Raw genomic sequence first — 9853 nt, forward strand, 5'->3', positions numbered from 1 at the left:
AAAATCAGTTTTATAACATTTTTTTTAAGTGAAAATTACTTGGTAGGAATTGAATCTTTGAGCTCTATCAAAAAAATAGTTTCATCTTCCCGCTTCATCAGATATTTTTCTCGAGCTAGTTTTTCATAAGCTTCGGGGTGATGCTCTAGATAGTTGATTTCAGCTTTTTCTTGCTTTAAATTCTCTTGATAATACTCAATGTCTTTTTTTAAATTATCAATTTCTCGATTTAATTCACGGTGTAAAAGATATGAGTTTTGGTCAAAAAAAGTCATCCAAATCACAAAAAGTAAACCGAACAAAAAATACTTATTCCACAAAAATGTGTACCAAACTCTGGTTTTTTGATTACTTTTCATTCTCAAAAAAATTAATTTTATTTTGAATCACAGAGCTTAGGACTTCTATGGCCACGTTGTTTTTTTTTCGGTCGTTGGGGATTATAATGTCTGCATAATTCTTTGAGGGTTCTATAAACTGCTCATGCATAGGCTTTAGCGTTTTTTGGTAGCGTAATAAAACTTCTTCTAAATCTCTGCCTCTTTCTTGGATGTCTCTTCTAATTCGCCGAATCAACCTCTCATCTGAGTCCGTATATACAAAGAGTTTGATGTCAAATAATTCACGTAATGGGGGGTGAGTCAAGACAAGAATTCCTTCTACGATGATGACTTTTTTGGGTTGAGTCAAAATAATTTCATTCGTACGGCTGTGTGTCACAAAACTATAGATTGGCTGCTCAATGCTTTTCCCGTTTTTGAGGGCGGAGATGTGCTGCGTTAGGAGTTCAAAATCAATGCTTCTAGGGTGATCAAAATTGATGGCAACTCGTTGGTCAAAAGGTAAATGAGCTGAATCTCTATAGTAATTATCTTGCGAAATTACGATCACTTCTTCAGAACTGAGCTGAGATAAAATATTGTTGACAACAGTGGTTTTTCCTGAGCCTGTTCCGCCGGCAATTCCTATTATGAGCATTTGAATTTTGATTTAGAACAAAGATAAAAGATTTAACCGAATAAAAGCCCAAAACCGAATAGTAAAGCAAAGGACAGAGTTAGCAAAGATGTGAATATCAATTCTTTATCTAATTTATTTGGATTTTTATTTTTTGAAACTTTTAGGAATAAAAAATAAGTGGGAATTACTAATAGTAAAAATAGATATTTTAGAGAATTTTCTGGTCTTTTCTCAAGAAAAATTAAGCCTAAAATAAAAGGTAAAAAAAGTAATATGAAATGATAAATCTTTATGTTTTTATGCCCCAACATCAGCGGTATGGTAATTTTATTAACTATTTTATCTTGCTGAGCATCTCTCATATTATTTAAATTCAGAACGGCCGTGCTCAGTAAACCGATGGCGGTGGCTGGCAAAAAAATGGATGCATGAATTTCTTTGGCAAAAAGCGTGTGTGTGCCTACAACTGCAACTAAACCAAAAAAAAGAAATACAAATAAATCTCCTAGGCCACGGTAGCCATAGGCGCTTTTACCCACGGTATAAAAGATTGCAGCCAATACAGCCAATACAGCTAAGCCTATAAAGCCTAAAAATAAATCCCAATGCTGGGGTAAAAATGCAATGACTAATAGAATGAAAGCACTGAAAAAACTTAAAAAAGAGAAAAGAATGGTGGCTTTTTTCATCTGCTGAGGAGAAATCAAACCTGAAGATACCATGCGAGCTTCGCCAGTGCGGTGTGCGTCTGTTCCCTTGATTCCGTCGCCATAGTCGTTGGCAAAATTAGATAAAATTTGTAAACACAATGTAGTGAAAAGTGCTAGACCGAAAACTAAAATATCAAAAAAGCCATCAGCAGCAGCAATGAGCCCGCCCAAAATGATTCCGCTTAGCGAGAGTGGCAAAGTCCTAAGCCTTGCTGCATAAATCCAGTGCTTCATAAATAAGATTTAAAAACTAAACCGCTAATATCATTAATTTTTTTGCCTTCAAAAAGTTCTGCTAATAAATTATATGTTTTGGTACGGCTGAAGTAAGCTTCTTTAGCTCCGAATTTTTCTTCCAAAGGAACTTCAATAAAGAAAAGATAGTTTTTTACGGCAGTGAATTTTATGGTACATTCATCATCCTTTAGCCCAATGTAGCTCTCGCCATCATCTACCAAGTTGCTTAGCAGTTCTCGTGCTTGTGATAGGCTAGCGTCTAGAGCCTTTGCAGCGGGAATATGGAAATCAATATCTGTTCTTTTACCGAAGATTAGCATACTTTAATTCTAGTATAAAGATATTAAAATGTTGATTATTCAAAGAAAATGAAAGAAGATTTAGGGATAAAAATTAATAATGCGTAAATTCGCAATTCACTAAAATAAAAAATTTTTAGGTATGAAATATGATATTATAGTTGTAGGTAGTGGCCCTGGAGGGTATGTGACAGCCATTCGCGCCTCTCAGTTAGGTTTTAAAACTGCCATCATCGAAAAAGAAAATTTAGGCGGCATTTGTTTAAACTGGGGTTGCATTCCCACCAAAGCCTTGCTGAAGAGTGCACAAGTTTTTAAATATTTAAATCATGCTGAAGATTTTGGTTTAAATAAACCTGAAAATATTTCTTACGAATTCCCAAACATTATACAACGCAGTAGAAATGTTGCTCAGAAAATGAGTAAAGGAGTGGAGTTTCTGATGAAGAAAAATAAAATTGATGTCATCTTTGGTACAGCGACACTTCAAAAAAATAAAAAAGTAAAAGTGGCTCTAAACGACGGAGGAGAGCAAACTTACGAAGGAAATCACATCATTATAGCAACTGGAGCGCGTTCGCGTGAATTACCTAACTTACCACAAGATGGAGAGAAGGTCATAGGCTATCGACAAGCGCTAAACTTACCCAATCAGCCAAAGTCAATCATTGTAGTAGGTTCTGGAGCCATCGGCGTTGAGTTTGCTTATTTTTACGCCACTTTGGGCACGAAAGTCACCATTGTAGAATATTTGCCAAGGATTGTCCCAGTGGAAGACGAAGAAGTGAGTAAGCAATTAGAAAAATCCTTCAAAAAATCAGGAATAAAAGTAATGACCAACAGCTCTGTGGAATCGGTAGACACTTCAGGCTCAGGAGTTCAAGCAAAAGTAAAAACTAAAGATGGAGAAGAAACTTTGCAAGCCGATATCGTTTTATCGGCCGTAGGAATTACTTCAAATATTGAAAACATTGGATTAGAAGAAGTTGGAATCAAAACCGAAAAAGGTAAAATTGTAGTCGATGACTTTTACAAAACCAATGTAGAAGGTTATTATGCAATTGGCGATGTTTTAGCAACACAGGCACTAGCACATGTAGCTTCTGCTGAAGGAATCACTTGTGTAGAAAAAATTAAAGGTTTAGAAGTTAACCCAATTGATTATAAAAACATTCCAGGTTGCACTTATTGTTTACCAGAAATCGCCTCTGTAGGCTATACCGAGGCTCAGGCTAAAGAAGCTGGTTACGAGATAAAAGTAGGTAAATTCCCTTTCTCAGCTAATGGAAAAGCAACAGCAAATGGCGATAACGATGGCTTCATCAAAGTTATTTTTGATGCTAAATATGGCGAGTGGTTAGGTTGCCACATGGTTGGTAATGGCGTTACAGAAATGATTTCTGAGGCTGTAGCCGCTCGTAAACTAGAAACAACAGGACACGAGATTCTAAAGACAATTCATCCACACCCCACATTATCTGAAGCTGTGATGGAAGCTGTAGCAGCTGCTTATGATGAAGTAATTCATATTTAGAACGAAAATTAATTAGATTAAAAAGCCTTTTCATCCATTTTGAAATGGCTTTAATCTAATTTTTTTTTAAGGCTTTAAAAAATTTTCTAGAGAAACAACCCTCCTTAAAAACATTTCTTTAAATTATATTCAAAGTAGGGAATAATGTGAATTTAAGCCTTTGAAGTTAATAAATAAAATGTGAAAAAAAGATTTCCATTTTACCTCGAATAGAGGAGATGAAAAGAGGAAGAAAAGGAGATATCTCTGATGTTTTAAAATAATTTATATCATTCTTATTCAATGAGTTGATGTTGTATTTACAATTTATACAAGCAAAATTATCTCTGCGTAAACAATGACATGAAATTAATCAGAAAAGGAAGAATTTCAGAAAATTTATTAGCCATAACGACAGAAATTGAAATTTAATTTGGAATTATAAATAATAATTTCTTACATTTGCAATCCACAAACAAATTAAGTTGTTTAGCAAAAGTCATTGGAGAGATGGCAGAGTGGTCGAATGCGGCGGTCTTGAAAACCGTTGAGGGTCACACCTCCGGGGGTTCGAATCCCTCTCTCTCCGCAAATTGAAACCTAAGTGATTCTGTAACAATTACTTAGGTTTTTTTAGATTTTGTGTTCTGCACAAAAGTGCACAAACTCTTGAAAATCGGTATTTGCAGACATGATAAATTTTATCATGTATGAGCAAGAAAAAAAACTATTGGACTGAACCTAAAATAAAAAAATATCCATTAATTAATCCCGATGGAACAAATGGGAAAAACTGGTATGTATGGTTTAGATTTAATGGAGGAAATCCACACAGATTCTCTTTAGATATTAATAAGCAAAAAGACTATGATTCAAGGCTTGAAGAAGCAATCGTTTTGAGGGAAGCTTTGAAGAGAAAGCTAGAAAGTGGGTGGATTCCTGAAAAGAAAAAAGTTGAAAAGAAAAAAGTTGAAAAGAAAAAAGTTGAAATTCCTACATATAATTTCAATCAAGCTCTAGATTTTAGTATAAATAAATTAGAATATAGGCTGAAAAAGAAAAGTATTTCTTGTTATAAGGGAACTGTTCGCTTTGCTAAGGATGCAGCTAAAAAATTAGATTATCATAACATAAATATTGTTGATATAAATAGGTTTCATATCAAAAATATTCTTGAAAAAATTAAAAAAGAAAGAAATTGGAGTAATCATTCTTATAATAAACATACTGGTTACCTTAAAAGTGTTCTTACAGAATTAGTAGAATATCAAATCATAGAAAAAAATCCTTCTCATGGTATTAGAACACTGAAATATCATTCACGGCCTACTGAGATACTAACGAGTGAAGAGCAAACAGCAGTCATAAATCATTTAAAAATTCATCATCCAACATTTTTGGTTTTTATAAAATTTTTATACCAAACGGGGATTAGACCTAAAGAACTATTGGGGTTGAAAATAAAGTGTATTGACATAGAAAGAGAAGTGATTTTGGTTTCTTCAGACGATTCAAAAAATAGTAAATACCGTTTAGTTCCGATCAAAAAAAATATTTTAGAGGATTTGAAAAAAATGATTAGAAATGTTGATGAAGAATGGTATTTATTTGGTAGTCCACGTCATTTTGGAGGAAATTATATTTTAGAAAAAAGTTATTCTCCCTCTCCATATCGGACTAAAAGAGATACAGCAACAAGACACTGGAAAAAATGGGTAAAAGAGGGTTTAGGGATTGAAAAGAATATGTACAGTATGAAGCATAAAGGTGCTAATGATATGCTTAAAGATGGAGTAGATTTAGATACAATAAAAGTTATTTTTGGACATTCAGATTCAAAAATTACTGAAATTTATGCTAATAATATTAATCAAATTAGATTTCAAAAAGCCAAAGATTCGGAGAGAGAATTTATTTAATATAAAGTACAGACTCACTTTACTGCCCAAGTGTTTCAACTACTGATACGCTTTAGTTAAATTCTGGTTAAATTTCCTTTTTTTTCTATTAATTATTTTGCCAAGAAAAATAAAACAATATTTTATCTCTATTTTCTTTTATTTATTACATATATAAAAAAGAAAGAAAGAAATATTTTCTTTTTGTTTCTTTTTCTTTTTTTCAGTAATTTTTTTTACAAAAGTATTTTTCAAATTTTAGTTGGTTCACTCATAACTTCATGTTTGCATGATTTTTCTTTTTTCTGTATTATATTGATTTACAATTAGATGAAGAGCTCTTCATCTAATTTTTCTACAAAATTAGATAAAATACTGATTATCTGTTAACTATATTCGCATCCTAAATTTTAAGAGCTCTTAAAATTTAGGATGCAAGATGTGTATTTGTGCGCACAAAATTTTAAAAAATTTTTGCTTCAAATACTATCTTGCCCTTACGGGGTAAAAATCTTCGGAACTCCGATTTTTTTTTAGTTTTTTTTCAAAAACTTTTGGTGTCATTAGATATTTTATGGTATCATTAGGTGGCATATGGTGTCATATTTGTTGAGTGTAAATAATTGATATTGTGTGTGTTAAAATTTATTTCTAAGTTTGTGAACACAATTCTAAGGTTAGTATGAAAAATACCAGAGTGGTAGTTAGATTGGCAGAAGAAGATAAGCAACGCTGGGTGAAAATGTGTGAAAAAAGAGGAATTTCATTAACAGATTTGGTTATTAGTTCTGTTGAAGGAAAAATGATGAAGGATGAAAAATTAGGATTAATGAAGTTCATTGAATTACAAGACAATTACTTTTTAAAAGTTCAGAACAACATCAATCAATTTGCAAAATATGCAAATACTCGACAAAAAGTTGGAGAAGCAGACGTAAGAGAATTTAATAAACTCTTGAAGCAGGTTCAAATTTTAAAAGAAAAGCAGAACAGAATGTTTGAAGAGATTTTTAATCTTTTGGCAAAACAATGATTGTGAAAATTTTTAAAAGTAATACTTCTGATTTTCCTGGAGTAAAATACAACGATAAGAAAGTTAAGAAAGGAGATGGCGAATTGATTGGAATGAATAATTTTCCTTCCCATATCAATCAAGATTCTTCAGCAGAAGTTGTTCGTGATTATTTTAAATCTGTTTCTTCTGTAAATAAAACCAAAAATAAGCAGTTCCATGCTATGATTTCTACAAGGTTTAGAGAGCATAGTAAAGAAGAGTTAAAAGAACTCGCTCATTCTTGGATGAAAGAAATGGGATATGAAAATCAGCCTTACATTTTGGTTTTTCATAACGACACGGATAATAATCATGTTCATATTGTTTCAACACGTGTGAATGTAGAAAATGGGAAGAAGATGAATGACTCATTTGAAAAGTTAAAATCACAAAGAAACTTAGCTAAAGTAATGCGAGAAAAATTCGGCGAAGAAGAAAAATTAGCTGATAAAGTTCAAGAGCTATTAGCATACAAATTCAGTAATGAAAATCAAATGAGATTAGCTTTCTCAAGAGCTGGATTTGATTTAGTTGATAATGAAAATAAATTTTCTTTTTCTAAAGGTGGTGTAATGATTTCTGAAATTAACAAGGATGACTTGAAATATTCAGAAATTACAGACGACAATAGGATTAAACAAATTCGGGAAATTTTCAAGAAGTATCAAGAAAAATTGAATACGCAAGTTTTTCAAATGGAAGAATTGAAAAACCCATTATACAAAGAACCTGAAAAGGGAGGAGGAGAGTTTGTTAGTGAGTTTCAATCTGAAATGAAAAGAATGTTTGGTATTGACATCGTATTTCATTCTTCAGGTAATAAAACACCTTTTGGATTTTCTGTCATAGATAATTTTACTGGTCAAGTTTTCAAAGGAAGTGAGATTGCTAAAATGAAAACCTTGTTCAGTTTTACGGATGATAAGATAGATAAGAGATTATTTGATAAGCTGAATGATTTTAATATATACTCTGATGAACATAAAAAGATTCTTCTTCATTTTTATCAAGGAAAAAATCCTGAATTGAAAGATTTTATGATTTTTAAAAATAGAAATAGAAAATCTAAGAGTGTATTCAATTTGGTGAAAAAAGAGGGTAAGGCAGTTCCGAGAGATTCTTTTTAACTCGTAAAAAGTAAAATAAACTGCGGTAAAAATTACTGCAGTTTATTATCAACTTAGAAAAATTATTTAATTTGAATATCTTTGTAAAAAGATTAATATGGTTACTGGAAATCATCAATTTATAACAGATAATAATGGAACGCCGTTATCTGTAGTTATTCCTATTCAGCAATACAATGAAATTATAGAAATTGTAGAGCAATACAATAGAGAATCCAAATTTAAGCCAACTCCTGAAGAAATGGAGAGTTTAGAAATATCTAATCAGCAGATTATTGAGGGAAAAACAATAAGTAGCATGGATTTATCTAAGAGATTAAAAGATAAGTATGGAAGTTAGATGGACCGAAGAAGCTGCTAAAAAGCTTGAAGATAACCTTGATTTTTGGATAGAAAAAAATAAGAGTAATGAATATTCTTTAAAAATAATCCAACAAGTAGAATTGGTAGAAAAAGCGATATCTGAAAACCCTTATTTTTTAGCTAATTACATTAAGTCGCTTAATTTGTATAAAAGAAATTTTTTCAATGGTAAGTTTTCTCTGTTATATGAGGTGATAGAGGAACAAGGATTAATTTATATTAAATTATTCCGCAGTAATAGAGAAAAGCCGATAGATTAAGTATTTTTTTTAATCAAAGGCTTGAACATATCAGGTTTTTCAAAAAATATAATTCCTTCAGGAGTGATTACATTAATCACGGTTCCAATGAAAGGATTATCTTCAATTTCAGTAATTTTAGCCTCAATCTCTTTCTCGCCTGTAACTTGAGGAGCTACAAGAACTCTATCATCAACTTGAAATATATAGTTATTTTTTTCTGTTTTCATAATGGATTTTAGAAAATCAAACGGGTAAGAAAACTTAACCCGAATGATTTGATTTTTACAGAAAAATCCTGCGTATAAAAGTTACTCAAATAACGTACACGACATTTAAATCTATTTTTGAAACACTACCAGACAACCAGTTACCTGATGAAGATAATTTAAAAGATAAATATTTGCCACCATTTCACAAAGTGAGAAAATGCAAATACCCACGATAATAATTTTTTCGTGGGTATTCTTATTAGAGTTAATTTATTGATTATAATTTAACGTTAGAATTAAAATCATAGTTAATTTCTAAAAATTTAAAATTTTAAACGGTTTCTTAGCTCTTTCCAATTTAGAAATGTATTTTGTCGTTGCATCAATATATACAATATAATGCAAAGTATTACTATCAATACGTTTAAATTCAAAACCTATTGGCTGTCCTTCGAGTTCAACTTTAAATTTATAACTTTCATCTGATATTTTTTCCCAATTTTGAATTTTTTCTGCATCAGCTCTGATTTCAACTATTCTCCCATCGCTGCCGTAGTAAAATTTATTTGAAGTAAATTTAAAACAATTTTTATGTTCCTCTTCGTCTACTTCATCAAACCCTTCCTCATTCACCTTTCCTGTTTCTATCCATTCTCCATGGATCCATGCAGGAGGAGAATAAGTGTATTCGTCAGGTTTCGTTACTTCTTCTTTTCCATTTTTTACTACATCATCAGAATTACATGAAGTAACTGAAATAAACCCTGCTCCAAGCATTAAACAAAATGCTAATGTTCTTAAATTTGTTTTCATTTTAATTTATTTTATTATTTATTTAGTTCATTAATTTGATTCATTACAGTATTTCTTAATCCCATGGGGTTACAAATTTTATAAGCTTGATAAGCTCCTCCTGTTGTAACTCTAAATATTCCATACCCAAGCCATTTTCCCATCGCACTTTGATGTAAATGAAACCCTTCATACTTACTTAATAGAATATCGTTCACTTCTTGTGCTACTACTCCTGAACGTAAGGTTAGACTATTTTTAAGCACCTGAACTTTTATACTTTTACGTAGAAAATATTTATAGAGTAGAAATAAAAACAGTAAAGAAAACATACCAGAAGTAAATATCCCGACAAACTCAAAAGGCTGATTATCTTCGTACTTAACTCCTCTACTTACATAAGTAAAAAATATAATTACGAATGCGAATAGACAAGGTAAGGAAAATAA

Annotated in this window: 13 protein-coding genes and 1 tRNA gene; 7 read left to right on the forward strand and 7 right to left on the reverse strand. The window is 31.4% G+C overall.

The genetic code is table 11. The annotated features are described in order from the left end of the window. Positions 1-35: 35 nt before the first annotated feature. Genes D5J18_RS08495 through D5J18_RS08510 form a run of 4 tightly spaced genes read right to left on the reverse strand, consistent with a single transcriptional unit; the run spans position 36 to position 2227 of the window. On the reverse strand, positions 36-359 hold the full coding sequence (locus tag D5J18_RS08495) for an FtsB family cell division protein (RefSeq protein WP_119058567.1): 324 nt from the start codon (positions 357-359) through the stop codon (positions 36-38). Further along, the gene (gene udk, locus D5J18_RS08500) at positions 349-978 is read right to left on the reverse strand and encodes a uridine kinase (protein WP_119058568.1); all 630 of its coding nucleotides are present in this window, start codon (positions 976-978) and stop codon (positions 349-351) included. Before udk ends, D5J18_RS08495 begins: the two co-directional genes overlap by 11 nt. 32 nt (positions 979-1010) lie before the next feature. Further along, positions 1011-1904, reverse strand: a complete 894-nt coding sequence (gene menA / locus D5J18_RS08505; RefSeq protein ID WP_119058569.1) for a 1,4-dihydroxy-2-naphthoate octaprenyltransferase — start codon at positions 1902-1904, stop codon at positions 1011-1013. Further along, on the reverse strand, positions 1901-2227 hold the full coding sequence (locus D5J18_RS08510; RefSeq protein WP_119058570.1) for a hypothetical protein: 327 nt from the start codon (positions 2225-2227) through the stop codon (positions 1901-1903). The genes menA and D5J18_RS08510 overlap by 4 nt, the downstream gene beginning before the upstream one ends. 121 nt (positions 2228-2348) lie before the next feature. Here D5J18_RS08510 and lpdA point away from each other — a divergent pair, with 121 nt between their 5' ends. The 7 genes from lpdA (at position 2349) to D5J18_RS08545 (ending at position 8421) form a co-directional block, all read left to right on the forward strand. After that, on the forward strand, positions 2349-3740 hold the full coding sequence (gene lpdA, locus D5J18_RS08515; protein WP_119058571.1) for a dihydrolipoyl dehydrogenase: 1392 nt from the start codon (positions 2349-2351) through the stop codon (positions 3738-3740). 483 nt (positions 3741-4223) lie between these two features. Further along, positions 4224-4308 (forward strand) — tRNA-Ser (locus tag D5J18_RS08520). 121 nt (positions 4309-4429) lie between these two features. Beyond that, complete coding sequence (locus D5J18_RS08525) at positions 4430-5638, forward strand: tyrosine-type recombinase/integrase (RefSeq protein ID WP_119058572.1); 1209 nt, start codon at positions 4430-4432, stop codon at positions 5636-5638. A 661-nt stretch (positions 5639-6299) separates the two neighbouring features. Beyond that, the gene (mobC, locus tag D5J18_RS08530) at positions 6300-6650 is read left to right on the forward strand and encodes a plasmid mobilization relaxosome protein MobC (protein WP_119058573.1); all 351 of its coding nucleotides are present in this window, start codon (positions 6300-6302) and stop codon (positions 6648-6650) included. 2 nt (positions 6651-6652) lie between these two features. Continuing rightward, entirely contained in the window at positions 6653-7798 is a 1146-nt protein-coding gene (locus D5J18_RS08535; RefSeq protein WP_165844997.1) for a relaxase/mobilization nuclease domain-containing protein, read from the forward strand. A 97-nt stretch (positions 7799-7895) separates the two neighbouring features. Then, the gene (locus D5J18_RS08540) at positions 7896-8138 is read left to right on the forward strand and encodes a RelB antitoxin-like protein (protein WP_119058575.1); all 243 of its coding nucleotides are present in this window, start codon (positions 7896-7898) and stop codon (positions 8136-8138) included. Beyond that, a complete protein-coding gene (locus D5J18_RS08545) occupies positions 8128-8421 on the forward strand; it encodes a type II toxin-antitoxin system RelE/ParE family toxin (RefSeq protein ID WP_119058576.1) in 294 nt (97 codons plus the stop codon). Before D5J18_RS08540 ends, D5J18_RS08545 begins: the two co-directional genes overlap by 11 nt. Here the strand turns inward: D5J18_RS08545 and D5J18_RS08550 are convergent. The 3 genes from D5J18_RS08550 to D5J18_RS08840 form a co-directional block, all read right to left on the reverse strand. After that, entirely contained in the window at positions 8418-8630 is a 213-nt protein-coding gene (locus tag D5J18_RS08550; protein ID WP_119058577.1) for a transcriptional regulator, read from the reverse strand. The genes D5J18_RS08545 and D5J18_RS08550 overlap by 4 nt on opposite strands. A gap of 297 nt (positions 8631-8927) precedes the next feature. Continuing rightward, positions 8928-9425, reverse strand: a complete 498-nt coding sequence (locus D5J18_RS08555) for a hypothetical protein (RefSeq protein ID WP_133298135.1) — start codon at positions 9423-9425, stop codon at positions 8928-8930. Between the two features lie 14 nt (positions 9426-9439). Continuing rightward, on the reverse strand, positions 9440-9853 hold a 414-nt coding region (locus D5J18_RS08840), incomplete at its 5' end, for a PH domain-containing protein (RefSeq protein ID WP_165844998.1).

Source organism: Candidatus Ornithobacterium hominis (assembly GCF_900538215.1).
GTDB classification, from domain to species: domain Bacteria; phylum Bacteroidota; class Bacteroidia; order Flavobacteriales; family Weeksellaceae; genus Ornithobacterium; species Ornithobacterium hominis.

Bases quoted from the DNA above. Each gene is read 5' to 3' on its own strand.
- udk (WP_119058568.1), bottom strand. From the start codon at position 978: ATGCTCATAATAGGAATTGCCGGCGGAACAGGCTCAGGAAAAACCACT.
- mobC (WP_119058573.1), top strand. From the start codon at position 6,300: ATGAAAAATACCAGAGTGGTAGTTAGATTGGCAGAAGAAGATAAGCAA.
- D5J18_RS08495 (WP_119058567.1), bottom strand. From the start codon at position 359: ATGAAAAGTAATCAAAAAACCAGAGTTTGGTACACATTTTTGTGGAAT.
- D5J18_RS08540 (WP_119058575.1), top strand. From the start codon at position 7,896: ATGGTTACTGGAAATCATCAATTTATAACAGATAATAATGGAACGCCG.
- D5J18_RS08550 (WP_119058577.1), bottom strand. From the start codon at position 8,630: ATGAAAACAGAAAAAAATAACTATATATTTCAAGTTGATGATAGAGTT.
- D5J18_RS08510 (WP_119058570.1), bottom strand. From the start codon at position 2,227: ATGCTAATCTTCGGTAAAAGAACAGATATTGATTTCCATATTCCCGCT.
- lpdA (WP_119058571.1), top strand. From the start codon at position 2,349: ATGAAATATGATATTATAGTTGTAGGTAGTGGCCCTGGAGGGTATGTG.
- D5J18_RS08545 (WP_119058576.1), top strand. From the start codon at position 8,128: ATGGAAGTTAGATGGACCGAAGAAGCTGCTAAAAAGCTTGAAGATAAC.
- D5J18_RS08525 (WP_119058572.1), top strand. From the start codon at position 4,430: ATGAGCAAGAAAAAAAACTATTGGACTGAACCTAAAATAAAAAAATAT.
- D5J18_RS08555 (WP_133298135.1), bottom strand. From the start codon at position 9,425: ATGAAAACAAATTTAAGAACATTAGCATTTTGTTTAATGCTTGGAGCA.
- menA (WP_119058569.1), bottom strand. From the start codon at position 1,904: ATGAAGCACTGGATTTATGCAGCAAGGCTTAGGACTTTGCCACTCTCG.